24 protein-coding genes are annotated in these 26,514 nt (G+C 65.1%); 13 read left to right on the top strand and 11 right to left on the bottom strand.

Annotation, left to right across the window (positions count from 1 at the left end):
* The first annotated feature begins 335 nt into the window (after window positions 1-335).
* From ISS20_RS05900 to ISS20_RS05855, 10 genes are all read left to right on the top strand, one after another.
* Entirely contained in the window at window positions 336-1,073 is a 738-nt protein-coding gene (locus ISS20_RS05900) for a TetR/AcrR family transcriptional regulator (protein ID WP_291434659.1), read from the top strand.
* 24 nt (window positions 1,074-1,097) lie between these two features.
* Window positions 1,098-2,027 carry an SDR family oxidoreductase gene (locus ISS20_RS05895; protein ID WP_291434657.1) on the top strand — a complete coding sequence of 310 codons (930 nt, stop codon included), beginning with the start codon at window positions 1,098-1,100 and terminating at the stop codon, window positions 2,025-2,027.
* Complete coding sequence (locus tag ISS20_RS05890) at window positions 2,024-3,637, top strand: carboxyl transferase domain-containing protein (RefSeq protein WP_291434655.1); 1,614 nt, start codon at window positions 2,024-2,026, stop codon at window positions 3,635-3,637. The genes ISS20_RS05895 and ISS20_RS05890 overlap by 4 nt, the downstream gene beginning before the upstream one ends.
* A 29-nt stretch (window positions 3,638-3,666) precedes the next feature.
* Complete coding sequence (locus tag ISS20_RS05885; protein WP_291434654.1) at window positions 3,667-4,797, top strand: DNA alkylation repair protein; 1,131 nt, start codon at window positions 3,667-3,669, stop codon at window positions 4,795-4,797.
* Window positions 4,798-4,850: 53 nt separating this feature from the next.
* Window positions 4,851-6,020, top strand: a complete 1,170-nt coding sequence (locus ISS20_RS05880) for an acyl-CoA dehydrogenase family protein (RefSeq protein WP_291434652.1) — start codon at window positions 4,851-4,853, stop codon at window positions 6,018-6,020.
* Window positions 6,021-6,188: 168 nt separating this feature from the next.
* Window positions 6,189-6,992: an enoyl-CoA hydratase/isomerase family protein gene (locus ISS20_RS05875; protein ID WP_291434650.1), complete on the top strand. Its 804-nt coding sequence runs from the start codon at window positions 6,189-6,191 to the stop codon at window positions 6,990-6,992.
* Window positions 6,989-7,297: a hypothetical protein gene (locus ISS20_RS05870; RefSeq protein ID WP_291434648.1), complete on the top strand. Its 309-nt coding sequence runs from the start codon at window positions 6,989-6,991 to the stop codon at window positions 7,295-7,297. Before ISS20_RS05875 ends, ISS20_RS05870 begins: the two co-directional genes overlap by 4 nt.
* Window positions 7,298-7,406: 109 nt before the next feature.
* Window positions 7,407-9,425 carry a biotin carboxylase N-terminal domain-containing protein gene (locus tag ISS20_RS05865; RefSeq protein WP_291434646.1) on the top strand — a complete coding sequence of 673 codons (2,019 nt, stop codon included), beginning with the start codon at window positions 7,407-7,409 and terminating at the stop codon, window positions 9,423-9,425.
* Window positions 9,422-10,681, top strand: coding sequence for an acyl-CoA dehydrogenase family protein (locus ISS20_RS05860; protein ID WP_291434644.1), 1,260 nt, complete (start codon window positions 9,422-9,424; stop codon window positions 10,679-10,681). The genes ISS20_RS05865 and ISS20_RS05860 overlap by 4 nt, the downstream gene beginning before the upstream one ends.
* 159 nt (window positions 10,682-10,840) lie before the next feature.
* Window positions 10,841-11,713 carry a 3-keto-5-aminohexanoate cleavage protein gene (locus ISS20_RS05855; RefSeq protein ID WP_291434661.1) on the top strand — a complete coding sequence of 291 codons (873 nt, stop codon included), beginning with the start codon at window positions 10,841-10,843 and terminating at the stop codon, window positions 11,711-11,713.
* A 77-nt stretch (window positions 11,714-11,790) separates the two neighbouring features.
* Here ISS20_RS05855 and ISS20_RS05850 read toward each other — a convergent pair whose 3' ends face one another.
* The 4 genes from ISS20_RS05850 to ISS20_RS05835 form a co-directional block, all read right to left on the bottom strand.
* On the bottom strand, window positions 11,791-11,913 hold the full coding sequence (locus tag ISS20_RS05850; protein ID WP_225581101.1) for a YHYH domain-containing protein: 123 nt from the start codon (window positions 11,911-11,913) through the stop codon (window positions 11,791-11,793).
* Window positions 11,914-11,924: 11 nt separating this feature from the next.
* Window positions 11,925-12,371, bottom strand: a complete 447-nt coding sequence (locus tag ISS20_RS05845) for a hypothetical protein (protein WP_192420761.1) — start codon at window positions 12,369-12,371, stop codon at window positions 11,925-11,927.
* Window positions 12,372-12,616: 245 nt separating this feature from the next.
* Window positions 12,617-14,800, bottom strand: coding sequence for a 3-hydroxyacyl-CoA dehydrogenase NAD-binding domain-containing protein (locus ISS20_RS05840; RefSeq protein WP_291434640.1), 2,184 nt, complete (start codon window positions 14,798-14,800; stop codon window positions 12,617-12,619).
* 22 nt (window positions 14,801-14,822) lie between these two features.
* Window positions 14,823-16,028 carry an acetyl-CoA C-acetyltransferase gene (locus ISS20_RS05835; protein ID WP_291434638.1) on the bottom strand — a complete coding sequence of 402 codons (1,206 nt, stop codon included), beginning with the start codon at window positions 16,026-16,028 and terminating at the stop codon, window positions 14,823-14,825.
* Window positions 16,029-16,173: 145 nt separating this feature from the next.
* On the opposite strand from ISS20_RS05835, the gene ISS20_RS05830 reads away from it, so the two are divergent.
* Window positions 16,174-16,476 (top strand): hypothetical protein, encoded by a 303-nt coding sequence (locus ISS20_RS05830; protein ID WP_225581100.1) that lies wholly within the window; start codon window positions 16,174-16,176, stop codon window positions 16,474-16,476.
* A gap of 84 nt (window positions 16,477-16,560) precedes the next feature.
* Here the strand turns inward: ISS20_RS05830 and ISS20_RS05825 are convergent, their stop codons facing one another.
* The 7 genes from ISS20_RS05825 to ISS20_RS05795 all read right to left on the bottom strand — a co-directional run bounded on the left by ISS20_RS05825 (window position 16,561) and on the right by ISS20_RS05795 (window position 24,801).
* Window positions 16,561-17,724, bottom strand: coding sequence for an acyl-CoA dehydrogenase family protein (locus ISS20_RS05825; protein ID WP_291434634.1), 1,164 nt, complete (start codon window positions 17,722-17,724; stop codon window positions 16,561-16,563).
* 127 nt (window positions 17,725-17,851) lie between these two features.
* Window positions 17,852-19,018: an ABC transporter substrate-binding protein gene (locus ISS20_RS05820; protein WP_057229165.1), complete on the bottom strand. Its 1,167-nt coding sequence runs from the start codon at window positions 19,016-19,018 to the stop codon at window positions 17,852-17,854.
* Between the two features lie 119 nt (window positions 19,019-19,137).
* Window positions 19,138-20,994 (bottom strand): long-chain fatty acid--CoA ligase, encoded by a 1,857-nt coding sequence (locus tag ISS20_RS05815; RefSeq protein ID WP_291434627.1) that lies wholly within the window; start codon window positions 20,992-20,994, stop codon window positions 19,138-19,140.
* Between the two features lie 6 nt (window positions 20,995-21,000).
* Window positions 21,001-21,822, bottom strand: a complete 822-nt coding sequence (locus ISS20_RS05810) for an ABC transporter ATP-binding protein (protein ID WP_099731262.1) — start codon at window positions 21,820-21,822, stop codon at window positions 21,001-21,003.
* Window positions 21,819-22,658, bottom strand: a complete 840-nt coding sequence (locus ISS20_RS05805) for an ABC transporter ATP-binding protein (protein ID WP_291434622.1) — start codon at window positions 22,656-22,658, stop codon at window positions 21,819-21,821. The genes ISS20_RS05810 and ISS20_RS05805 overlap by 4 nt, the downstream gene beginning before the upstream one ends.
* A 186-nt stretch (window positions 22,659-22,844) precedes the next feature.
* Window positions 22,845-23,921, bottom strand: coding sequence for a branched-chain amino acid ABC transporter permease (locus ISS20_RS05800; RefSeq protein WP_291434620.1), 1,077 nt, complete (start codon window positions 23,919-23,921; stop codon window positions 22,845-22,847).
* Window positions 23,922-23,925: 4 nt separating this feature from the next.
* Complete coding sequence (locus ISS20_RS05795; RefSeq protein WP_291434618.1) at window positions 23,926-24,801, bottom strand: branched-chain amino acid ABC transporter permease; 876 nt, start codon at window positions 24,799-24,801, stop codon at window positions 23,926-23,928.
* A 291-nt stretch (window positions 24,802-25,092) separates the two neighbouring features.
* Here ISS20_RS05795 and ISS20_RS05790 point away from each other — a divergent pair, with 291 nt between their 5' ends.
* A complete protein-coding gene (locus ISS20_RS05790) occupies window positions 25,093-25,890 on the top strand; it encodes a crotonase/enoyl-CoA hydratase family protein (RefSeq protein ID WP_291434616.1) in 798 nt (265 codons plus the stop codon).
* A gap of 105 nt (window positions 25,891-25,995) precedes the next feature.
* On the top strand, window positions 25,996-26,481 hold the full coding sequence (locus ISS20_RS05785) for a thioesterase family protein (RefSeq protein ID WP_291434614.1): 486 nt from the start codon (window positions 25,996-25,998) through the stop codon (window positions 26,479-26,481).
* Window positions 26,482-26,514 lie beyond the last annotated feature (33 nt).

Here is a 26,514-nt window from a genome sequence, read left to right as displayed (position 1 = left end):
TTGTCTGAGCGAAGCGAGTTCGAGCGAGACCCCGCCAAACCCGAGCACCGCAGGTTGCCCCGTAGCGAAGCGCAGGGGACGCAGACAGTGGGGTCGCCCTTTCTTTGGTTCCTTTCTTTCGGCGACGCGAAAGAAAGGGACTCGCCTGCCGGGCGACTCCCGGCTCCCGCACTCCACACGGGCATGCCATCCGCTTCCAAATAGATAGCAAATCAAGCGATAGATAACAGCGCTTCAAATCAAATAACACCCGATGGCAATCATGATGAGGCAAGCTATCTATTTTTACAAAGCACTTGCTTGCTAAAAATAAACAGTTTTGCTATCGTGCCTGCATGGATTCACCCGTGCCGCGCACCAGCGCCATCGCCCCCGCTCCCAAGAAACCGCCGGCCCGCACTGGCAGCAAGGCCGTAGCCTCCTCCGGCGCCAATGCAGCCACTGTGGAGCCAACCCCTACCCGCCGCCCCCGCGGCCGCCCCCGCAAGACCGCCGAAGAACTGGACGACGGCAACCGCCGTCGCAAGCTCATGGACGGCGCGGCCAAGCTCTTCCGCACCCAGGGCTTTGCCGCCACCAGCACGCGCGACATTGCGGCGGCGGCGGGCATGCACAGCGGCTCGCCCTTCTACCATTTCGAAAGCAAAAGCGCGCTGCTCTACGCCGTGATGAGCGAGGGCATGACCATGGCCACACAAAGCCAGCAGCAGGCGCTGGATGCACTGCCAACCCAGGCCACAGCACGCGAGCAACTGCACACCCTCATTCGCCACCATTTCGAGATCCTGCTCGGCCCGCGCAGCAGCTTCATCCCCGTGATGCTGTACGAGTGGCGCTCGCTCACGCCGGCCCAGCGCAAGGGCATTGCCCGCATCAAGGACAGCTACGAGGCCACCTGGATGCCCGTGCTTCACGCGCTGGCGCAGCAAGGCGCACTGCAGGCCGAGCCCGGTGTGGCGCGGTTGTTCATCTTTGGGGCGCTCAACTGGGCGGTGCAGTGGTTCTCGCCCAAGAAGGGCAAGTCGCTCGACGCGCTCACCGACGAGGCGCTGGCCTTGTTCATCCGTTCATAACAACTCCATCAAGGCAGACTCAACATGGCCCCCACTGCGGGCAACGCCTACCAGTCTGTGTTTGCTCCGGGCCTGTTCCAGGGCCAGGTGGTGGTGGTCACCGGCGGTGGCTCGGGCATAGGCCGGTGCACGGCGCATGAATTGGCGCACCTGGGCGCGCATGTGGTGCTGGTGGGGCGCAAGCCAGAAAAGCTGCTGGCCGTGGCCGAAGAGATCACCGCCGATGGTGGCCGTGTGTCCTGCGAGGTGTGCGACATCCGATCCGAAGAAGGCGTGGTGGCGCTGGTGCAGCAGATCCTTGCTGCGCAGGGCCACATCGATGCGCTGGTCAACAACGCGGGCGGGCAGTTCATGTCGCCGCTTGAATCCATCAGCGCCAAGGGCTGGGAGGCGGTGCTGAACACCAACCTCACCGGCGGCTTTCTGATGGCGCGCGAGTGCTACCGGCAGTGGATGGCGCAGCACGGCGGCTCCATCGTCAACATCGTGGCCGACATGTGGGGCTCCATGCCGGGCATGGGGCACAGTGGCGCTGCCCGTGCGGGCATGGTCAGCTTGACGGAAACGGCAGCGCTGGAATGGGCACACAGCGGTGTGCGCGTGAACGCCGTGGCGCCAGGTTACATCGCCTCCAGCGGCATGGACAACTACCCGCCCGAGGCGGGCGACATGCTGCGCGCCATGCCGCGCACGGTGCCGCTCGGCCGCTTTGGCAACGAGGCCGAGGTGTCGGCGGCCATCACCTTTTTGCTCAGCCCGGCAGCCAGCTTCATCAGCGGCACCACGCTGCGGGTGGACGGCGCCCGGCCCCAGGTGCGCATGGGCTGGCCGCAGCGCCCGCCTGGTGCCACCGCCGCTGCACACCCGGCCGTGCGGCCATTTGACGGCTTTCACCGCGCGCAGGTGCCGCAGGTGTTTGCACCTTCCCACACCCCCAAGACCGAGGCCGCATGACCGCCGTCTTCACCTCCCGATTCAACCCAGGCAGCGCCGAGGCCACGCAGCGCCGTACGGCGCTGCAGGCCCGCCTTCATGCTCTGCGCGCGCTGGAAGAGCGTGCCGCCGCCGCCTCGGCCCGGTCGCTGCCCCAGTTTGAAAAACGCGGTCAGCTGCTGCCGCGCCAGCGCGTGGCGCTGCTGCTGGATGCGGGTGCGCCCTGGCTGCCGCTGTGCACGTTGGCGGGCTACCTGCAGGACGTGAAAGACCCCGAGAGGTCCGTGCCCGGTGGCGGTATGGTCGCGGGCATCGGCTTTGTCAGCGGCGTGCGCTGCATGGTGGTGGCCAGCGATTCGGGCATCGAGGCCGGAGCCATCCAGCCCATGGGCCTGGAAAAGATATTGCGCGTGCAGGAGATCGCGCTGCAAAACCGCTTGCCGTTCATCCACCTGGTGGAGAGCGCGGGTGCCAACCTCATGCGCTACCGCGTCGAAGGCTTCGTGCACGGCGGCACACTGTTCCGCAACCTCGCGCGGCTGTCGGCGGCGGGCATTCCGGTGATCACTGTGCAGCACGGCTCGGGCACGGCGGGCGGCGCCTACATGCCCGGCTTGTCGGATGTGGTGATCATGGTGCAGGGCCGCTCGCGCGCCTTTCTGGCTGGGCCCCCGCTGCTCATGGCCGCGACGGGTGAGATTGCGACCGAAGAAGAACTGGGCGGTGCCGAGATGCACACCGCCGTCTCGGGCCTGGGCGAATACCTGGCGCAGGACGACCGCGAGGCCATTGGCCTGGCGCGCGATGTGGTGGCGCAGCTGGGGTGGGGCGTAGCGCCGCGACCCAGCGCACCCGGGCCCACCTTGCCCGCCGAGGACCTGCTGTCCCTGATGTCTGCCGACCTGCGCCAACCCGTGGACATGCGCGAGGTGATGGCGCGGCTGGTGGATGGCTCGGAGCTGCTCGAATTCAAGGCACGCTACGGCATGGCCACCCTGTGCGCGCAGGGCCGCATCCAGGGCCACGCGGTGGGCTTCATCAGCAACAATGGCCCCATCGACGTGGCAGGCGCGAACAAGGCCACGCACTTCATCCAGTGGATGTGCCAGCTGGGCCACCCCATCATCTACCTGCAGAACACCACGGGCTACATGGTCGGCAAGGACAGCGAGCAGGGCGGCATGATCAAGCACGGCAGCAAGATGATCCAGGCCGTGACCAACGCCACCGTGCCCCAGATCACCATCCAGTGCGGCGCCAGCTTTGGTGCGGGCAACTACGGCATGTGCGGGCGGGGCTATGCACCGCGCTTCCTGTTCAGCTGGCCCGGCGCCAAGACGGCGGTGATGGGCGGCGAGCAGGCCGCGCGCACCATGCAGATCGTGACCGAGGCGGCGCTCGCGCGCAAAGGTATCACGCCCGACCCGGTCGAATCGCAGGCCCAGTTCGACAAGATTGTCGCCATGTTCGAGGCCCAGGCCGATGCGTTCTACACCAGCGGCCTGCTGCTGGACGACGGCGTGATTGACCCGCGCGACACGCGCGCCGTGTTGGCGTTTTGCCTGGACACCTGCGCCGAGGCCCAGGCCCGCACGCTGCGGCCCCTGAGCTTTGGCGTGGCGCGGATGTAAGAGTCTCGCCAAAACACGCAATCACCACGATGGCCGAGCCTCTGAAACACCTGCTGAACGACACCGTGCCCCCGCGCATCGCGGCCATGGTGCGGCGCGCGTGGCGCAAGTTCGATACCACCGCGTTTTTGCAGCAAGTAGAGCCCGGCTACGAATCGCTGGAGCTGATGGCACGCGGCCAGCGCATTGCGCAGGCCCTGCAGGCCCACCTGCCGCAAGACGTACCGCGTGCGCTGGGTGTGCTGGTCGACTCGATGGACCCACCCATGGGTTTGGATGCAGCGGGTGAGCCCGATGCGGGTGACCGCCCTTACAGCGCCTTTTTGTACCTGCCGCACAGCATCTACATCGGCACACACGGCCTGCCGCATTTCGAGGCGGCCATGGCCGCGCAGCATGCGCTCACCCAGCGCTTTACGGCCGAGTTCTGCATACGCCCCTACCTGCTGCACCACCAGCACGCTACGCTCGCGCAGCTGCGTGACTGGGCGCAGGATGACAACGCCCATGTGCGCCGCCTGGTGAGCGAAGGCACGCGGCCCCGCCTGCCCTGGGCACCGCGTTTGCCTGCATTCCAGAACAACCCGCATCTGGCCCTGCCGTTGCTCGACGCGCTCAAGGACGACCCATCGTCTTACGTGCGTCGCTCCGTCGCCAACCACCTGGGCGACATCGCCAAGGACCACCCCGACCTGGCCGTGGGCACCGCGCGCACCTGGCTGCAGGGCGCACCCGCCCCGCGCGAGGCCTTGGTGCGCCACGGCCTGCGTTTTCTCATCAAACGCGGCGACGCTGGCGCGCTCGATGCCCTGGGCGTGGGCCATGCTGTGGCGCTGGACGTGCGGGCCGCGCGCGTGCTGCCCGCCCGCGCACGCATCGGCGACAAGGTGCGCATCGAGGCCGAGCTGCACAACCCCACACCCCAGGCCCAGCGCGTGCTGGCCGACCTCAAGGTGCACTACGTCAAGGCCCACGGTGGCGCGGCGCCCAAGGTGTTCAAGCTGCAGACGCTGGACATCGCACCCGGCGCCACCGTGGCGGTGGGCAAGACGCTGTCGCTGCAGCAGATGACCACACGCACCCACTACCCCGGCGCGCACCAGGTGGAGCTGGTGCTCAACGGGAGGCCCCAGCCGCTGGGGCAGTTTCAGCTTTCGTGATCGAGGTTTGCAGGCACACAAACGTACAAACGCAACAGCAGGAGACAAGCACCATGCAGTTCACGCACGAGCACCGCGAAATCCAGAAGACCCTCAAGCGCTTCATCGACGAGGAGATCAACCCCCATGTAGACGAGTGGGAGGCGGCCGAGATCTTCCCCGCGCACGAGGTCTTCAAGAAGATGGGCAACCTGGGCCTGCTGGGCCTGTGCAAGCCCGAGGAATACGGCGGCCAGGGGTTGGACTACTCGTACAGTCTGGCCATGGCCGAGGCGCTGGGCCACATCCACTGCGGCGGCGTGCCCATGGCCATTGGTGTGCAGACCGACATGTGCACCCCGGCGCTGGCGCGCTACGGCAGCGAAGAACTCAAGCGCCAGTTTCTGGCCCCGTCCATCGCGGGTGACATGGTGGGCTGCATCGGCGTGAGCGAGCCGGCGGCGGGCAGCGATGTGTCGGGCATCAAGAGCGTGGCCCGCAAGGATGGCGACGACTACGTGATCACCGGCCAGAAGATGTGGATCACCAACAGCCTGCAGGCCGACTGGATGTGCATGCTGGTGAACACGGGCGAAGGCCCTGTGCACAAGAACAAGAGCCTGGTGATGGTGCCCATGCGCGACGGGCCCGGCGGCAAGCTCACCAAGGGCATCGAGGTGGCGCAAAAGATCCGCAAGATCGGCATGCACAGCAGCGACACGGGCTTGATCTACTTTGACGAGGTGCGCGTGCCGCAGCGCTACCGCATCGGTGCCGAAGGGCAGGGCTTTATTTACCAGATGCAGCAGTTCCAGGAAGAGCGCCTGTGGTGCGCCGCCAGCACGCTCGAATCGCTGAACCACTGCATCCAGTGGACCATCGACTACGCGCAGGAGCGCAAGCTGTTTGGCAGCACGCTGGCCGACCAGCAGTGGGTGCAGTTCAAGCTGGCCGAACTCAAGACCGAGGTCGAGGCGCTGCGTGCACTGACCTACCGCGCCTGCGACCTGTATGTGAGCGGCCAGGACGTGCTGGAGCTGGCCAGCATGGCCAAGCTCAAGGCCGGTCGCCTGAACCGCGAGGTGCCCGACACCTGTCTGCAGTTCTGGGGCGGCATGGGCTTCACGCTGGAGAACAAGGTCTCGCGCATGTACCGCGACGGGCGGCTGGCGTCGATTGGCGGCGGGGCCGACGAAGTGATGCTGGGCATCCTCGCCAAGCTCATGGGCATCGCGAAGAGATGAACACCCCCCTGAGCGACTTCGTCGCTTCCCCCCGCTCTCGCATTGCTGCGCAATGCGGGCAGGGGGACGCAGCCCTCGCTGCGGGGCGGCCCTTGCTCGGCTGCCCTGGCACTGGGCCGCGCCAGTTTCGTATGTCGTGCGTAGCGCGCAGCACGGTGGAGACCTGACATGCCTTTACAGATAACCCGCGCGCCGCTGCCCAGCGGCAGTGTCGAAACCTGGACGCTCAACGACCCGGCCAGCCGCAATGCGCTGTCCGAGGCGATGGTTGACGGTTTGATAGCCGCGTGCGAACGGGCAGCGGCCGATCCCGACCTGCGTGGCGTGGTGCTACGAGGTGCCGGTGGGCACTTCTGTGCGGGCGGCAGCCTGGGCGGTTTTGCCAAGACCATCGGCCAGCCATTGGCTGCGGGTGATGCCGACCCGCTGGTGCCACTGAACCGCCGCTTTGGGGCGCTGCTACAGGCCCTGTGCGCGCTTCCGCAGTGGTTCATCGTGGCTGTGGAGGGCGCCGCGATGGGCGGCGGCTTCGGCCTGGTGTGCTGCGCCGACCATGTGCTGGCCCACGCCAATGCGCAATTCGCCACGCCCGAGGTCACGCTGGGCATCGTGCCCGCGCAGATCGCGCCGTTTGTGGTGCGGCGCATTGGCCAAGCGGCAGCGCGGCGGTGTTTGCTGACCGGCGAGCGCTGGGATGCCGCTACCGCCCAGCGCTTGGGTCTGGTCGATGACCTGGCGGCGGGCGACATGAATGCCGCTTTGCAGGTAGCCATTGCACGCCACGCTGCCGCAGCGCCGCAGGCCGTGGCTTCTACCAAACGTTTGTTGCTGGCCCAGCCCGAAACGCCGTTGCCCGTGCTGCTGGACGAAGCGGCCATTGCCTTTGCGCAAGCGCTGCGTGGCGCCGAGGCGCCGCAAGGGCTGGCGGCGTTTGCTGCGCGCAAGGCGCCGCCCTGGAATGTGAAGACATGAAAGCAAGCCCCATCGTGACGGAATCGCTCTCCACCTCCCTGAAGCCGTTCACGCTGAGCCTGCCGAAGCGCCGCGCCAGGCTTCGACAGGCTCAGCCCGAACGGGTATTTGAGATTCAGAGTCGCCGAATCCATCAACGGGATGGTGATGCTTGCGGGCATGCCGAAGCTGGCTCGAGGGCAGTGCTGATGAAAAAAATCCTTATGGCCAATCGCGGCGTTCATGCCGTAGGCAGGGCGAAGCAGATTGCCCGTGCACGCGCAGCGTGCAGGCGGGCGATGGAGCCGCGAGGGCTCAGCCTATGAAAAAGATCCTCATCGCCAATCGCGGCGTTCATGCCGTAGGCAGGGCGAAGCAGATTGCCCGTGCACGCGCAGCGTGCAGGCGGGCGATGGAGCCGCGAGGGCACAGTCTATGAAAAAGATCCTCATCGCCAATCGCGGCGAGATTGCCCGCCGCATCATCCACACCGCCCAGCGCATGGGCATCGAAACGGTAGCCGTCTACTCCGACCCCGATGCCAACGCCCTGCATGTGCGCGAAGCCACCCAGGCCGTGGCCTTGGGCGGTGCGGCCAGTGCCGACACTTATCTGCGCACCGACAAGCTGCTCGCCGCCGCCCGCGCCACTGGGGCCGATGCGGTGCACCCCGGCTATGGCTTCCTCAGCGAGAACGCCGACTTTGCCCAGGCCGTGGTCGATGCGGGCCTGACCTGGATCGGCCCGTCACCCGCTGCCATCCATGCACTTGGCAGCAAGGCCGGGGCCAAGGCGCTGGCCCAGGCGCATGGCGTGCCCTGCCTGCCCGGCTATGCGGGCGACGACCAGAGCGACGAACGCTTTGCCACCGAGGCTGCGCGCATCGGCACGCCCCTCCTGGTCAAGGCCGTGGCCGGTGGGGGAGGGCGCGGCATGCGCCTGGTCACCGACCTGGCGCAGTTGCCCGCCGCGCTCGCCAGCGCCCGGTCCGAAGCCCTGGCGGGTTTTGGCTGTGGCGACCTGCTCATCGAACGCGCGCTGCTGCAGCCGCGCCATGTGGAGGTGCAGATCTTTGCCGACGCTCACGGCGGATGCATTCACCTGGGCGAGCGCGATTGTTCGGTGCAGCGCCGCCACCAGAAGATCATCGAAGAGTCCCCCAGCCCCGCCGTGGACGCCGCATTGCGCGAACGCATGGGCGCCTGCGCCGTGGCGCTGGCGCAGGCAGCTGGCTACGTAGGCGCGGGCACGGTGGAGTTCTTGCTCGACGGTGAAGACTTGAGCGCCGCCGGGCCGTCCCAAGGCGCGAAGGCCCCCTCGGGGGGCAGCGAACCACGCGAAGCGGGGAGCGTGGGGGCGCAATTCTTCTTGATGGAGATGAACACCCGTCTGCAGGTGGAGCACCCGGTGACCGAAGCGCTCACCGGGCTGGACCTGGTGGAATGGCAGATCCGCGTGGCGCGGGGTGAGCCGCTGCCGCTCACGCAAGACCAGGTGCATGTGCAAGGCCACGCCATCGAAGTGCGCCTGTGTGCCGAAGACGCGCACTTTCGCCCTCACACCGGCCGTGTGGTGCAGCTCAGCGCACCACCGGCCACCGTGTTTGAACGGGCCGCGCTGGGCGCGCTGCGTTTTGATCATGCGCTGGAAGAGGGCGCCGAAGTCACCCCCCACTACGACGCCATGCTGGGCAAGCTCATCGTGCACGCGCCCACCCGGGCCGAGGCCATTGCTGCCCTGGTGCGTGCGCTGCACAGCACCCGCGTGCTGGGCCTGCCCACCAACCGCGCGTATCTGGCGGCGTGTCTGCAGCACCCCGTGTTTGCCGGTGGACAGGCGCTGGTGCCGTTCCTGGCGGAGTACGCTGCTGGTCTGCAGGAGTTGCTATTAAATGAAGAGCTATCAGCGCTTATTCCTCCTGCGCTAGAGGCCATTTTTGCTTCAAATCCAGCATCGGATCTGCCTTGTTCCATGACCCGGCCCCTGCGCCTGCGCCACCAGGGCGCGGTGCACGCCGTCGCTGTGCGCGAGCTGGGCGGTGGGCGGCTGCAGATTGAGCAGGCCGGGGCAGAACCTGTGACTTTGCAACTGCCCCAGCGTGGTGTGCATTACGTTGCGGTTGGGCCGTTGGGCTGGCACTGGCAAACCGGCAGCGTGGACGGCTGGGTGGAAGACGCCTCATGGGAGCCCGCTGCGCGCGCGGGTGCAGCGGGCGGCGCCACCGAGCTGCGCGCCCCCTTCAACGGCAAGGTGGTCGCATTGCCCGTGGCCGCAGGCCGGGCGCTGGCGGCGGGCGACACGGTGGTGGTCATCGAATCCATGAAGCTCGAACACAGCCTGGCCAGCCCCGCAGCCGCCACCGTGGCCGAGCTGCTGGTAGCGCCCGGCCAGCAGGTGTCGCCCGGCCAGGTGCTGGCCCGCTTTGCACCCGCCGCGCAAGGAGCGCCCGCATGACCGCCACATCCGACGCGACCCCTGTGAGCAACGAAGACCGTACCGCGCTCACCGACACCGTCACCCGCTTTGCCCGCACCGAGATTGCCCCGCATGTGGACGCGTGGGACGCGGCCGGTGAATTCCCCCGCAGCCTGTACCGTCGCGCGGCCGACCTTGGCCTGCTGGGCCTGGGCTACCCCGAGCAGTACGGCGGCACGCCCGCCAGCTACCAGCTGCGCCTGCCGCTGTGGCGCGCGCTCAGCCGCCACGGCGCCAGCGGTGGGGTGCTGGCCAGCCTGCTGTCGCACAACATCGGCCTGCCGCCCGTGCTGGCACATGGCAGCGACGCTGTGCGTGCCGAGGTCATCCCGCCCGTGCTGGCGGGCGAGCAGATTGCCGCGCTGGCGATTACCGAGCCCGGTGGCGGGTCCGACGTAGCCCAGCTCAAGACCACCGCGCGGCGCGAGGGCGATGACTACATCGTCAACGGCGAAAAAATGTTCATCACCTCAGGCATGCGCGCGGACTGGATCACGGTGGCCGTGCGCACCGGCGAAGCTGGCAGAGACCATGAGCCCCCACGCTCCCTTGCTTCGCATGGGTCGCTGCCCCCCGAGGGTGCGCTTGCCGCCTTGGGGCGGCCCGGCGGCGGCAAAGGCAGCGCAGGCATCTCCATGCTGCTCATCCCTGGCCACAGCCCAGGCCTGTCGCGCACGCGCCTCGACAAGATGGGCTGGCTCTGCTCCGACACCGCCCACCTGCGCTTTGACAACGTGCGCGTGCCCGCCCGCTACCTGCTGGGCGAAGAGGGCGCGGGCTATCGCATCATCATGGCCAACTTCAACGGTGAGCGCTTTGGCCTGGCCGCATCGGCCCTGGGCTTTGCCGAGGCCTGCTACGACGAAGCCCTGGCCTGGGCCCGCCAGCGCAAAACCTTTGGCGCCGCGCTGGTGGAACACCAGGTCATCCGCCACAAGCTGGTGGACATGCAGATGCACATCCAGTCCACCGCCGCGTGGTGCGAATCCGTGGCCGCACAGGCCGATTCGGGCCGCACCGGGCCCGAGTGGGTGGCGCAGGTTTGCATGTTGAAAAACCACGCCACCCAAACGATGCAGTTCTGCGCCGACCAGGCCGTGCAGACCCTGGGCGGCATGGGCTTCATGCGCGGCACCGTCAGCGAGCGCATCTACCGCGAGGTCAAGGTCATGATGATCGGCGGCGGTGCGGAAGAAATCATGAAAGACCTGGCTGCCAGGCAGCTCGATATGTGAGGTGTGCCATGGGCCAAAAACTCACCGCGACCCCATCCGTTCGGGCTGAGCCCGTCGAAGCCTGGGCGCCCCGCCTTCGACAGGCTCAGGCCGAACGGTCGGGGATTGCGAAACAAGAGCAGTAACGCCATTCGGAGACGCACCATGACCAGTCACGCCATTAGCAACAAAGCCATCATCACCTGCGCCATCACCGGCGTGCTGACCGACCCCGGCCAGCACCATGTGCCCGTCACGCCCGAGCAACTGGCAAAAGAAGCCCGCCGCGCCTACGACGCAGGCGCCGCCGTGGTCCACGTGCACTTTCGCAACCAGGAGCCCGGCAAGGGCCACCTGCCCAGCTGGGATCCGCAGGTGGCGCGCGACTGTGTGCAAGCCATGCGCGAGGCCTGCCCGGGTTTGATCATCAACCAGACCACCGGCGTGGTGGGCCCCAATTACCAGGGCCCGCTCGACTGCCTGCGCGCCACCCGCCCCGAGATGGCCGCATGCAACGCCGGCTCGCTCAATTACCTGAAGGTGCGCAGCAACGGCACCTGGGCCTGGCCGCCCATGCTGTTCGACAACCAGCCCGCCAAGGTCAAGGACTTCATCGACGTGATGCTGGAGACTGGCACGCTGCCCGAGTTTGAATGCTTTGACGTCGGCATCGTGCGCTGCGTGGAGATGTACGTGCAGACCGGCATGTACACCGAGCGCCTGCCCGAATACAACTTTGTGATGGGCGTTGAATCCGGCATGCCTGCCGACCCCGACCTGTTGCCCATCCTGCTCAAGCTCAAGATCAAAGACGCCCCCTGGCAGGCCACCGTCATCGGCCGCAGCGAGATCTGGCCCGTGCACCAGCGCGTGGCCGAGCTGGGCGGGCATTTGCGCACGGGGCTGGAGGACACGTTCTATCTGCCGGATGGGACGAAGGCGGATTCGAACGGGCCGTTGATTGAGAAGCTGGCGGAGTACGCGCGCAACGCGGGGCGGGAGGTGGCTTCGCCGCAGGAGGCGCGGGGGATGTTGGGGTTGAAGGATTCTTGAGAATTCGTTGGTGCGTGAGTCGCGCCAATAGGAGAGTCCGTCCGGCCAAAGAACCCGCACTGGGCGGGCGGATCTCATCAATGACAGTGCCTAATGCCTGTCTTGCTATCCATGTGGCAACCTTGTTTGTCAGTGCCACCTGAATGCGCATGCACTGCAACTGTGGCGCACAGAGCAAGTAGTGCAATCAGAGTTTTCATCTGCATTGCCATTACTTCTTGCTATCAACAGCTACTGCCGCGGGCTCTACAGGTGGTTGCGCTGATTCGACCTTTGCTGGAACCGGGCTTGCCTCCTTTGCCTGCTGCATCCCGCATTTCTTTTGGATAGACGCTTGTTGCAACGCATCGTGTTCGCCTTTGATACGGGCGTATTCGGCTTCTTGATTCTTGGTGCCTCCTAGTGCAAAAAGCGCTGGCCAGAAAAGTACAGCTCCCACAACGCCGATGGCCTTGTCATTAGAAGCAGCTTCATCCAGGCGTCCACCAAGTTGACTCACGCGGTTGACGAGTCGTGCATTCTCAGCTTCGATTTGCTGGCAGTCGTAGGACTGATATTGGATCGGTGAAACGTAGGTTGGCGCGATGTCTTTTGCGGCAGTCGAGCAGCCTCCAAGAATGATTGCGGTGGAGGTAAGCAAGACGGTTGTGAATTTCATGTGTCATCCAATAGTTGTGACAACATGTTACTCAAGAAGCAGTATGCGCAATAGCAAAAAATGTGCATTCACTCAGATGTACGGCAAAAAGGTTTTGTCTTGATTCTTGTCAAGCGATAGAGCCGGTAAGGTGGGGCGAATGCAAGCGCCGAGCACGCGCGTGGCCCACCTGTATCGACTATTCTGATTTGGCGCAGAAATGCGCAACTGTCATGCGCTTGAATGGTGATGCTCAAATGATTTGATCAGTACACCGGGACAGAAAGCGCAATGGCATTTCTCGTGTTGGTATCTAACGCAAACCCCGTTCCATACTTCGCCGCCAGTTCATCCGCACGCTTCAGGAACGCCTCAACACCCGTTCCATAAACGAACTGCATCGCCCCCCCCGTCCACGCCGGAAAGCCAATCCCAAAAATCGACCCAATGTTCGCGTCATGCACGCTGGTCAGCACGCCCTCGGCCAGGCAGCGCGCAGTCTCGATGGCCTGGCGGTAGAGCAGACGGTCCTGAATCTCCTGCACGCTCCACTCCACGCCGGGCTTTTCGAACAGAGGTTTCAGCTCCGGCCACAGGTGCTTCTTGGCGCCTGCGGGGTAGTCGTAAAAGCCGCCGCCACCGGCGCGACCAGGGCGTTTTAGCTCCTTGACCATGCGCTCCACCAGCAGCTCGCCGGGCGTGGCGGTGTAGGTTTTGCCTTCGGCCGCGTAGTCGGCGCGGGTCTGGTCCAGCACGTGCACGCTCAGGGTCAGCGCGGTTTCATCCAGCACGGCCAGCGGGCCTACGGGCAGGCCGGCCTGCATGGCGGCGTTTTCAATGGCGGCGGCGGGGATGCCTTCGCCCAGCATGGCGGCGCCTTCCATCACAAAGGTGCCGAAGGTGCGGCTGGTGTAGAAGCCGCGGGAGTCGTTGACCACGATGGGCACCTTGCCCAGGGCCTGCACGTAGTCGAAGGCGCGGGCCACGGTTTCGTCATCGGTCTGCTTGCCCCGGATGATCTCGACCAGCTTCATCTTGTCCACGGGGCTGAAGAAGTGGATGCCGACAAACTTCTCGGGCCGGCTGCTGGCCGTGGCCAGGCCACTGATGGGCAGGGTGGAGGTGTTGCTGGCAAAGAAGCCGCCGGGCGCCAATTGCGGCTCGGCCTCTTGCGTGACTTTGGCCTTCAGGTCGCGGCTTTCGAACACGGCTTCGATGATGAGGTCACAGCCCGCCAGGTCGGCCGCGCTGGCGGTGGGCGTGATGCGCGCCAGCAGCGCTTGCTGCGCCTCGGCCGTCATGCGGCCCTTGTCCACGCGGGCTTGCGCGAGCTTGGCGCTGTAGGTCTTGCCGGCCTCGGCTTTCTCCGCGCTCACGTCCTTGAGCACGGTGGCGATGCCCCGGCTGGCCTGGGCCCAGGCGATGCCCGCGCCCATCATGCCGGCGCCCAGGATGCCGACCTTTTGTGGCTTGTAGCGTGGGGCCACAACTCCACGTACAGCGGGGCGCGACTTGCCGCTCTTGATCGCGTTCATGTCGAAGAAGAACGTGTTGATCATGTTGCGCGCCACGGGGCCGGTCATCAGGCGGGCGAGGTAGCGGCTTTCGATGCGCAGGGCGGTGTCGTAGTCCACCATCGCGCCTTCGACCATGGCGGCGAGGGCCGCCTCGGGCGCGGGGTAGCGGCCGCGCGTGGTCTTCTTGAGCATGGCGGGCGCCACGGTGAGGGCGCCAGCGATCTTGGGGTTGGCGGGTGTGCCGCCGGGCATTTTGTAGTTCTTGTCGTCCCACGGCTGCACCGCGTGCGGGTGGGTGGCGATGTGGGCCAGGGCGGCGGGCAGCAGTTGCTCACGCGTAGCCACCAGTTCGTGCACCAGTTGCAGGTCCAGCGCTTCGGCGGGGTTGAAGAGCTTGCCTTCCAGGATGTAGGGCTGCGCGCCCATCAGGCCCAACAGGCGCGTCATCTTGGTCACGCCGGTGGCGCCCGGCATCAGGCCCAGCGTCACCTCGGGCAGGCCGAACTGGATCTTGGGGTCGGCCACAGCGATGCGGTAGTGGGCGACCAGTGCCACTTCCCAGCCACCGCCCAGCGCTGCGCCGTTGAGGCAGGCCACCACGGGGATGCCCAGTGTTTCGAGCGTGCGAAAGTGCTTCTTCATGCGCTCGATTTCGCCAAACGCGCTCGGCGCATCGGCGGGCGTGAGGCGCATGGTTGCCTTGAGGTCGGCCCCGGCAAAGAAGCTGGTCTTGGCCGATGCCAGCACGATGCCTTTGAGCGCAGTGCCCAGGCGTTCGCGGTCGCCCAGCACCTGGGCCGTGACCTCGCCCAGCTCTTGCTGCCATTGGCGGCACATGGTGTTGACGGGGGAACTGGTTTCGTCAAACGTGATGACGGCGACCTGACCTTCGGTGCTCTGGGCGGGGATGAGTTCGTAGCGGATGGTTTGCATGATGTTCTTGTCTCCTGCCCGTTCAGATACGTTCAACAATCGTTGCGATGCCCATGCCGCCGCCCACGCACAGCGTGGCCAGGCCGTAGCGCAGCTGGCGGCGGTGCAGTTCGTCAATCAGGGTGCCGAGGATCATGGCGCCCGTGGCGCCCAGCGGGTGGCCCATGGCGATGGCGCCGCCGTTCACGTTGACCTTGTCGTGCGGCACGCCCAGCTCGCGCATGAAGCGCATGGGCACGGCGGCGAAGGCCTCGTTCACTTCAAACAGGTCGATCTGGTCGATGGTCATGCCTGCACGGGCCAGCGCCTTTTTGGCGGCGGGCACGGGGCCGGTGAGCATGATGGTGGGGTCGGCCCCGCTAAGCGCCGTGGCCACGATGCGCGCACGGGGCGTAAGGCCGTGGGCCTTGGCGGCGGCCTCGTTGCCAATGAGCACCGCAGCGGCACCGTCGACGATCCCCGAGGAGTTTCCCGCGTGGTGCACGTGGTGGATGCGCTCCACCTGCGGGTAGCGCTGCAGCGCCACGGCATCAAAGCCCATGCCACCCAGTTGCTCGAACGATGCCTTGAGCGCGCCCAGGCCTTCAAGTGTCGTCTTGGGCTTGATGAACTCATCTTCGGCCAGGATGGTCTGGCCGATGAAGTCGCGCACAGGCACGACGGAGTTCTTGAAGTAGCCCGCCGCGCGTGCTGCGGTGGCGCGGCGTTGGGATTCGAGCGCGAAGGCGTCCACGTCGGCACGGGTGTAGCCATCCAGCGTGGCGATCAGGTCGGCGCCGATGCCCTGGGGCACGAACAGCGTGGCGGAGTTGGTGGCGGGGTCTTGCGCCCAGGCGCCACCGTCGGAGCCAATGGGCACGCGGCTCATGCTCTCCACGCCACCCGCTACCACCAGGTCTTCCCAGCCGCTGCGCACCTTCTGCGCGGCCATATTCACGGCTTCGAGGCCCGACGCGCAGAAGCGGTTGACCTGCACGCCCGCACAGCGAAAGTCCCACCCGGCCTTGAGCGCGGCTACCTTCGGTAACACCGAGCCCTGTTCGCCCACGGGCGAGACGATGCCCATGACCACGTCGTCCACTGCCGCCGTGTCAAAGCGGTGGCGCGCTTGCAACTCGGTCAGCAGACCCACCAGCAGGTCAATGGGCTTAACCTCGTGCAGGGTGCCGTCCTTCTTGCCCTTGTCGCGCGGGGTGCGCAGCGCATCGAATACATAGGCTTCGGTCATGAATGGTCTCCGGTGGTTTCTCTAAACTTCAAGCAGTGCGGCGATAAAGCAGCTGGGCTGGCTCACGCCACTACAAGGTGCTTTCTGACGCGGGTGCAGTGGTTTTTGCACTATCTTTCGGCGGTTGCTATCTACATTTCTGGCTATGGAACGAAATACATCCCCTGCATTGCAGCGCATCGCTCGCAGCGCCATCGAGTACGACGACACGCGCGAAGGGTTTGCTCTGGAGCACCATGTCGTGCTGGCGGCATCCAGCGCGCTGGCGGTGGCGGCCTTCATGGCGCCCAGCCGCAGCTCGGCGGCCATTCGCGGCATTGGCGCAGGCTTGCTGCTGATGCGCGCGCTGAGTGGCAGCCAGGGTGTGCGCTCCTGGCTGAATGTCACCGACCGCCGCCCCGGTGCGCCGCTCAGCCCCGAAGAAGCCCGCGCCGCCTGGTACCTGTAGCGGCATTCGGCGCCCACTTGTGCGTTGTGAAGAGCGTTGTGCAGGGCGTCGGGCACTGCGTTATTCACGGCGCGGTGCATTCCGTTATTTGCCCAGGCCCATGGCCCGCGCAATCACTTCTTTCATGATCTCGTTGGTGCCGCCATAAATGCGCTGCACGCGTGCGTCGGCATAGGCGCGGGTGATGGGGTATTCCCACATGTAGCCGTAGCCGCCAAACAGCTGTACGCATTCGTCCATCACCTTGCACTGCAGGTCGGTGGTCCAGTACTTGGCCATGCTGGCGGTCTCGGTGTCTAGCTTGTCGCGGGCGATCAGCTCGCAGCATTTGTCCACGAACACACGCGCCACCTGCACCTGCGTTTGCAGCTCGGCCAGGGTGTGGCGCGTATTCTGGAAGGCGGCCACGGGCTGGCCGAAGACCTTGCGCTGCTTGACGTAGTCCACCGTCCAGTCGATGGCTGCCTGGGCTGCGGCCACGGCGGTGATGGCGATCTGCAGGCGCTCCCAGGGCAGCTGCTCCATCAGGCAGATGAAGCCACGCCCTTCCATGGCGGGGCCGCCCAGCAAGTTGTCCACCGGCACCTGCACGTCGTTGAAGAACAGCTCAGACGTGTCCTGCGCCTTCATTCCCATCTTCTTGAGGCGCTGGCCTTTTTCAAAACCGGGCATGCCGCGCTCCACCAGCAGCAGGCTGGTGCCCTTGGCGCCCGCAGCCGGATCGGTTTTGGCGACCACGATCACCAGGTCGGCATGCCAGCCGTTGGTGATGAAGGTCTTGCTGCCGTTCAGCACATAGTGTGACCCGTCCGCACTCTTGATGGCCGTGGTCTTGATGCCTTGCAGGTCGCTGCCCGCAGCCGGCTCGCTCATGGCGATGGCACCCACCACGGCGCCGCTGGCCATCTGCGGCAGGTACTTCTGTTTCTGGGCTTCAGTGCCGTAGTGAAGGATGTACGGCGCCACGATCTCGCTGTGCAGACCAAAGCCGATACCAGTGGTGCCTGCACGCGCCAGCTCTTCCATCTGCGCCACCGAATACAGCTTGTCGGCCCCGGCGCCACCGTATTCCTCGGGCAGGCTCATGCACAGAAAGCCGTTGGCGCCCGCCTGGCTCCACACCTCGCGCGCCACATAGCCCTGGTCTTCCCAGGCGGCGTGGTGGGGCGTCACTTCCTTGTCGATGAAGCGGCGAAAGCTGTCGGCAAAGGCCTGGTGGTCGGGCTGGAAGAGGGTGCGTTCGATCATGGTGGGGCAACCAGGTTATTTATGCAAAGTTACTGCTTGGTTAAATTCTGCCACCGACTGAGCCCGGATGCACCCCCTGAAACGCAAAAGCCGCCCGAAGGCGGCTTGAAGGAGGCGGGTCAGGCGCTCATGGCTTGACGTAGTCGGAGACCACCTTCCACTTGCCATCGGTGATCTGCGATAGGCGAGAAAGATCGCTGCCCAGGCGCTTTTGTGGGCCAAAGGTGCCCTCGGCGCTGCCGAACATGTCGGGCGGAATCACCATGGTGTCCATGGCCTTGATGAAGCTGTCGGTGCTCAGGTTGGGACCTGCCTTCTGGGCCGCCTTGATGAAGGCGTCGATGGCGTTGTAGCCGTAGACCGAGAACACGGTGGGGTCTTCGTTGAACTTGGTCTTGTACTTGTTGGCCCAGAAACGGATGGGCTGGCTGGCTTCATCCAGGTAGGGGTGTTGCACCGTCATGGTGGCGTACAGCCCATCCATGGGCTTGCCGCCCAGCTTGTGGATGAGGTCGGTGTAGGCGGCGCTGGAGCCCAGGAAGGTGGGGTTGAAGCCTGTCTTGCGCGCCTCGCCGATCGTGCCGATGGTCTCGCGGATGATGGTGCCCAGGATCACGAAGTCGCATTCGGACGACTTCATCTTGGCGACCTGTGAAGAGAAGTCGGTGGCGCCGCGCTTGTACGAGGTCTTCTCGGTGAAGTCCATGCCCATGGACTTGAGTGCCGCCTCGCCCCCGCGCATCACCTCCAGGCCAAATTCATCGTCCTGGTAGATGGTGCAGATCTTCTTGGCGCCCTTTTCCTTGATGAGCTTGGGGGCGGCCAGGCGGATCTGGTCGTAGTAAGTGGCGGCAAACGAATACTTGAGCTTGTGGAAGGGCTCGTACATTTCCCGCGCGGCCGTCACCGGGAAGAAGTTGATCACGTTCTTGCTGAACTGCACCGGCATGGCGGCCAGGTTTTGCGCCGTGCCGATGTGCGCCACCATCATGAAGATCTTGTCCTGGTTCACGAGCTTTTGCGCGGCCAGCACGGCTTTCTTGGGGTCGTAGCCCGAGTCTTCCACCTTCAGGTCGAGCTTGCGGCCATTGACGCCGCCTTGCTCGTTGGCCTCGTCCACGCGCAGCATCATGCCCAGCCGCACCTGCTTGCCAAAGCCCGCCAGCGGGCCGGAAAGATCCTGGATGGAACCCAGCGTGATGGTGTCCTTGCTCACGCCCTGGCTGGGCTGCGCCTGTGCAGCACCTCCGGCCATGGCCACGATGGCCAGCGCGGCAATGTGATGAAGTTTCATGGCACGTCTCCTTTGGTTGGATCGAACTCGGTTGCTCGTTATAGAACGATGCCCGGGGTGGGGCACCAGCACTTTCCCTATCCTGACGGGCGTGGCTTGTGGTTGCGTGACGTGCGCACCTACCGGTACATCGCCTCAATCTGCGGTGCGTACTTCTGCTGCACCAGCTTGCGCTTGAGCTTCATGGTGGGTGTCAGCTCTTCATCCTCGGCCGTGAGCTGTGTGTCGAGCAGGAAGAACTTCTTGATCTGCTCCACGCGGGCGAACTTTGCATTGACACGGTCGATCTCGGCCTGGATCAGCTCCTGCACCTCGCGCGTGCGGGTCAGGCTGGCGTAGTTGGAGAACGGCACGTCGTTGTCCTGTGCGTACTTCTCCACGTTCTCCTGATCGATCATGATGATCACCGTGAGGTAGGGCAGCTTGTCGCCAATCACCACCGCATCGGTGATGTAGGGGCTGAACTTGAGTTCGTTCTCCAGCTCGCTCGGCGTGATGTTCTTGCCGCCCGCCGTGATGATGATGTCCTTCATGCGGTCGGTGATGCGCAAGTAGCCGTCGGCGTCGATGGCGCCCACATCGCCCGTGTGCAGCCAGCCTTCGGGGTCGATGGTTTCGGCCGTTTTCTCGGGCTGGTTGAGGTAGCCCTTGAACACATTGGGGCCACGCACCAGGATTTCTCCCGTGGCGGGGTCGATGCGCACCTCGTTGTAGCTGGCCGCGGGGCCGATGGAGCCGGGTTTGATGCGGCTGGCCGGCACACCGGTGGAGGCGCCGCAGGTCTCGGTCATGCCCCACACCTCCAGCATGGGCACGCCCAGCGCCAGGTACCACTTCACCAGATCGGGCGAAATGGGCGCTGCGCCTGTGACCAGAAAGCGCGCACGGTGGATGCCGATGAGCTTGCGCACATTGTTGAGCGCCAGAAAGCGCGCCAGCATGAACTGCGCCTTCAGCAAACCGCCCACCGGCTGTCCGGCCAACACCCGATCTGCGATGCGGGTGCCCACGCCAATCGACCAGGCGTAGGCCGCCTGCTGCATGCGCGTGGATTCCTTGAGCGCGATCATCACGCCCGAATAGAACTTCTCCCACACCCGGGGTACGGCGGTGAACACCGTGGGTGCGATCTCGCGCACGTTCTCGGGCACGGTGTCGGGGTTCTCGACAAAGTTCAGGCGCGCGCCGGTGTAGAGCGAGAAGTATTCGCCGCCCATGCGTTCGGCAATGTGGCACAGGGGCAGAAAACACATGGTCTCATCCGCCTCGCTGCGCGAGATCAGCGTGTTGTAGCCGCGCACGGTGTAGGTGAGCGCGGCGTGCGTGTGCATGGCGCCCTTGGGCTTGCCGGTGGTGCCCGAGGTGTAGACCAGGATGGCCAGGTCTTCGGGTCGGCAGGCCTTGACGCGCTGCATCAGTGCGTCGGAGTGTTGTGCATTCCATGCCCTGCCCAGCTCGCGCAGGCCCGCAAGGCTCAGCACATCGGGGTCGTTCAGGCTGCGCAGGCCTTCCATGTCGAACACCACCACCTTGCGCAGCAGGGGCAGGCTGCTGCGCACTTCCAGGGCCTTGTCGAGCTGTTCATCGTCTTCCACAAACAGCACGGTGGTGCGAGAGTCTTCGCTCAGGTAGTGCAGCTGCGCCGCCGCGTCAGTGGGGTAGATGCCGTTGGCCACGCCGCCGCAGCTCAGCACGGCCAGATCGGCCAGCACCCATTCGATGTTGGTGTTGGACAGGATGGATGCACATTCGCCGGGCGCAAAACCCAGCGACATCAGGCCGCCCGCAATCTCCCGCACGGCTTCGGCCGTCTGGTCCCAGGTCCAGCTCTTCCAGATGCCCAGCTCCTTCTGGCGCATCCACACGCGCGGGCCGCGCTCGGCCACGGCGTTCCAGAACATGGCGGCGATGGTGTCGCCCGCGAGCACGTCGGTGCCTGCGGGCTGGATGTGATCGAGGTCCCAGAGGTTAGACATTTGCGCTTATCTCCAGGTCTTCTTTTTCTTCCAGCGCCGCTCTCCGCGCACGCCGACATCTTTCATCCCAAGGTAGAACTCCTTGATGTCGTCCTTCTCGCGCAGGCGCTCGCAGCTGTCTTCCATCACGATGCGGCCGTTCTCCAGCACGTAGCCGTAGTCCGATGCGTTGAGCGCCATGTTGGCGTTCTGCTCCACCAGCAGGATGGTGGTGCCGCGCTCACGGTTGATGCGCACCACGATCTCGAAGATCTCCTTGGTGAGCTTGGGGGACAGGCCCAGGCTGGGCTCGTCGAGCAGGATGAGTTCTGGGTTGGCCATCAACGCACGCGAGATGGCCAGCATCTGCTGTTGCCCGCCCGAGAGCAGGCCGGCGTCCTGCGCGGCGCGCTCCTTCAGGATGGGGAAGTAGCCATACACCGTTTCGATGTCGCGGGCCACGGCGTCGGCATCGCTGCGCGTGTAGGCGCCCATGAGCAGGTTGTCGCGCACCGAGAGCAATGCAAACACCTCGCGCCCCTCGGGCACGTGCATCAGGCCCCGGCGCACGATGGCCGCCGGGTCGTTGGCGGTGATGTCGGCGCCCTGGAATTCGATGGAGCCCTTGCGCGGGTCGATGATGCCGCTGATGGTCTTGAGGATGGTGGTCTTGCCCGCGCCGTTGCTGCCCAGCACGGCGGCGATCTCGCCGCGCCGCACCTGCAGGCTCACGCCGCGGATGGCCTTGATGGGGCCGTAGGCACTCTCCACGTTCTGCAGGCGCAGCAAGGGTTGGTCAGCAGCAGCTGCTGCTGCGGATGTGTTGACGGCGGCAAGTACGGCGTTCATGCCCGAACCCCCATTTTTGAACCCGCCGGACGCCGCAGGTTGCTCACGTCGTCGATGGTGCCCAGGTACGCCTCGATCACGCCGGGGTGCGATTGCACCTCGCGCGGTGAGCCCATGGCCACCACCTCGCCCTGGTTCATGGCCAGCACGCGGTCGGACACCTTGGAGACCAGCGACATGTCGTGCTCCACCATCAGCACGGTGATGCCCAGCTCGTGCTGGATGTCCTGGATCCAGAAGGCCATGTCGTCAGTCTCCTCCACGTTCAGGCCCGACGAGGGCTCGTCGAGCAGCAGCAACTGTGGCTCGGTGCACAGCGCACGGGCCAGCTCCACCACCTTGCGCACGCCGTAGGGCAGGCCGGCGACCATGGTGTCGCGGTAGTGCTGCAGATCGAGAAAGTCGATGACCTGCTCGGCCTTCTCCCGGGCCTGAATTTCCCCTTCGCGCACCTTGCGCGTGAAGAACATCTCGGCCCACAGGCTGCTGTGCTGTCGGGTATGGCGGCCGATCAACAGGTTGTGCAGCACGCTCGCATGCTCGAAGAGTTCGATGTTCTGGAAGGTGCGTGCAATGCCCAGGCCTGCCACCTTGTGCGGAGGCTGGTCGGTCAGTGGCAGCAGGGCGCCACCCGGGCCCGCATAGGCGATGGTGCCGGTGGTGGGCGTGTAGATGCGGCTGATGAGATTGAACACCGTCGTCTTGCCCGCGCCGTTGGGGCCGATGAGGGTGAACACCTCGCCACGGCGCACGTCAAAGCTCACGTTGTTGACAGCGAGCACGCCGCCAAAGCGCACACTGAGGTTCTGGGCGCTGAGCAGGATTTCGTCAGTCATGGGTACAGCAATTTGGGTCATTTCACAGGTCCAGTGTGCTGAATGCCGTCCGCAGCCTTTGCGACTGGCGTGACCGAGGCCAGTGCCCCCGCGCAAGGGCCGCCCCGCCGCGCTGGGGGCGTTCCCCTCCCGAATCGCGCAGCGAATCGAGAGAGGGGGAAGGCGCGAAGCGACTCAGGGGGGGCTTCATTTCAAGCGATCCGATTTCTGGAACGATTTCTGCCGCTTGAACAGCCCCTTGCGGTAGAACGGGAACATCTGCAGCCAGGTGCGCACCTTGAGCCAGCGTCCATACAGGCCCATGGGTTCGAACAGCACAAAGGCGATCAGCACCGCGCCATAGACCACTGCCTGCAGGCCGGGCGCCTGGCCGATGGCGGCGGGCAGCCAGTCCTTGGAGAGCGAAATCATCTGGGGCATGGTGATGAGGAAGATGGCCCCCAGGAACGCACCATGCACCGATCCCAGGCCGCCGATCACGATCATCAGCAGCAGGTCGATGGACTGCAGGATGTTGAACTGGTCCGGTGAGATGAACTGCAGCTTGTGCGCATACAAAGCCCCGCCCACGCCAGCCAGGGCCGCCGAGATCGAGAACGACAACGTCTTGTAGCGGGCGAGGTGAATACCCATGCTCTGCGCCGAGATCTCTGAGTCACGAATAGCGACAAAGGCCCGGCCGGTGGGCGATCGCAGCAGGTTCAGAATGGCCAGCGTGCTGACCACGGCGATCACCAGGCACAAAAAGTAGAACGACTCGGTGGACTCGAACTTGAATCCCCAGATTTCGGGCGGCACCAGATGCTTGCCGGAGTTGCCGCCTGTGACCGACTCCCACCGCGCAAACACTTCTTCCACGATAAAGCCGAACGACAGTGTGGCCATGCCCAGGTAGATGCCCTTTACCCGCAGCGCGGGCAGCCCTACCACCACACCCACGGCGGCCGACAACCCCGCCGCGCAGGCCAGCGACAGCGCAAACGGCCAGCCCATGCCGGTGAGCACCGCCTGCGTGTACGCCCCCACGCCGAGGAAGGCCGCATGTCCGAGTGAGAACAACCCCGTGAACCCGGCCAGCAGCATGAGGCCTAAGCCCACGATGGCGTAGATCAGCACAAAGGTGAGCTGGGCCAGCCAATACTCGGGCGCCACCCACGGCGCGGCCAGCAGCGCCAGGCACAACAGGCTGTACCAGAACACATGCCCGCCATGTTTGGCGAGGCGCAGGTCTTGTTCGTAGCTGGTCTTGAAGATGAATCTCATGGGGTCACACCTTCTTGCGCAGCTTTTCGCCGAACAGCCCATTCGGTTTGACCATCAACATGACCAGTACCACGATGTACGCAGCCGTGTCCTTGAAGCCGTCGGGCAGATAAAAACCTGAGAGCGATTCGACAATGCCAATCACCAGCCCGCCCACGATGGCACCAGGCAGGCTGCCAAAGCCGCCCACCACGGCGGCCGGGAAGGCCTTGAGCCCGATCAGCCCCATGTTTGCGTGCACAAAGGTGATGGGCGCCAGCAGCAGGCCTGCCACCGCCGCCACGGCAGCGGCCAGGCCCCAGGCCAGGCCGTTGAGGCGCTGCACCGGAATACCCATGTAGTAGGCGGCCAGCTGGTTCTGCGACGAGGCCTGCATGGCAATGCCCAGCTTGCTGTAGCGGAACATGGCAAACAGCAGCACACACAACACGCCCGTGGCGCCGATCACCACCAGCTGTTCGGCGTTGAGCACCAGCGCGCCTAGGCGGAACGACAGGTCCTTGTAGGGAACGGGCAGCGTGTGCGTTTCGGTGCCGATGTTGGGGATCATGGTCACCAGCCCACGCAGCACGTAGCCGATGCCGATGGTGAGCATGACGATGGAGAACGCTGGCTGGCCCAGGATAGGGCGGATCACTGCACGCTCCAGCACGACGCCAAAGCAGCCCATGGCCAGGATGCTGGCGAGCACTGCCACCCAGAAGGGAAAGCCCAGCACCGTCATGAGTGCCAGCCCGCAAAACGCGCCGAGCATCATGAGTTCGCCCTGGGCAAAACTCACGGTCTCCGTGGCCTTGTAGATGAGCACGAAGCCCAGCGCAATCAGGCCGTAGATGCACCCCTGGGAGACACCGCTGATCAACAGTTGCACAAATTGCACACTGGCTCTCCAGAATAAGTGATACGCAAAGCGGGTAAGAGCGGGGCGTATGCCTTGTGGGCATGTGCCAGGTGCATCGTTGCTCGCGCAGGTCCTGCAGAATATTTTTACAAAGCGATTGCTTTGCATAAATAATGGTGCACGCGCGCTGTGCATATCGCACTCGGGGCTAACCCTGATGGGGTGGGGGAGCGGGTAGCGGCGGATATTGACGCAGCGCTGCACCCTGCGCAATAGGAGTAACGTCGGGTGCGCGAGCAGGTTCTGAGCACCAGACCACAGGAGAGCCGCATGTCCGTAGAGGTGGAAACGCAAGGTGGTGTCACGCTGGTGACATTGCGCCGGCCTGGTGTGCGCAACGCGGTGGATGCCGCGACCGCCCACGCGCTGCACGCAGCCTTTGTGGCCTTTGAGCAAGACGACAGCGCCAATGTGGCGGTGTTCCAGGGCGCTGGCGGGCATTTTTGTGCGGGCTGGGATCTGCAGTCGGGCGCGCGTCTGCTGGCCGACGGCGTCGCGCCCGAGGCGCTCGCAGAGACGCTGGACTTCACGGCCGATGCGGTCCACCCTCCAGGGCCCATGGGGCCGAGCCGCCTGCATCTGTCCAAGCCGGTGGTCGCGGCGATCGAAGGCGCCGCTGTGGCCGGCGGCATGGAGCTGGCGCTGTGGTGCGACCTGCGCGTGATGGCGGAGGACGCCTACATGGGCGTGTTCTGCCGCCGTTTTGGCGTGCCGCTGATCGATGGCGGCACCGTGCGCCTGCCGCGCCTTGTCGGGCTGTCGCACGCGCTGGACCTGATCCTGACCGGGCGCAAGGTGGAGTCTGACGAAGCCCTGCGCATGGGGCTGTGCAACCGCGTGGTGCCTGCCGGGCAGGCGCTGGAGGCCGCCCTGGCGCTGGCCCATCAGTTGGCCGCCTTCCCGCAGGCCACCCTGCGTGCAGACCGCGCCAGCGCGCTGGCGGCAGAGGGCTTGCCTTTGCAGCAGGCCTTGCTGCAGGAGTGGGCGGGTGGCCGCGAATGCCTGGCTGACGCGCTGCGTGGCGCCTCGCGTTTTGCCGCTGGGCAAGGGCGCCACGGTAGCTTTTAAGCCAAAATGCCTTCAGGTGCTCGTGCATCAAGCGCCAGCAGCTACAACAACAGGAGTCATCGGACCGGTGGGCGCAGCGCGCTGCAGGTCCGCACACAGCACACCATGAGCAAAACCATTTCCCCCCAGCCACAGGCTTTTGAGCCCGAGTTCATCGCCGGGCTCAAGTCCATTTTTGAAGAAAAGATCGTGTTCAACCAGGTGCTGGGCCTGAAGATCACGTCACTGGCACCCGATGGTGTGGTGGGTCGCATCGACATGAAACCGGACCTGGTGGGCCACTATGCCTACAACCGCATCCACGGCGGCGTGATCAGCGCAGGGCTCGACGCCATGGGCGGGCTGGCGGTGATGGCCGCGATTGGCGCCAAACACCTGGACGAAGCACCCGAGCAGCGCCTGCACCGCTTTGCCAAGCTGGGCACCATCGATCTGCGCATCGACTACCTGCGCCCCGGCATTGGCAGCCACTTCGAATTGCGCGCACAGGTGCTGCGCCTGGGTTCGCGTGTCGCAACCACGCGCATGGAGTTTCTGGGGCCGGATGGGCAGATCATGTCGGCCGGAGCTGCGGCTTACATCGTCTCTTGATTGGGACGCGATCCTGAGCCGCCTCGCCACGGG

This window comes from Acidovorax sp. (genome assembly GCF_016783915.1).
Taxonomy (GTDB): Bacteria; Pseudomonadota; Gammaproteobacteria; order Burkholderiales; family Burkholderiaceae_C; genus Acidovorax.
This window is presented reverse-complemented; position numbering and strand designations above follow the sequence as displayed.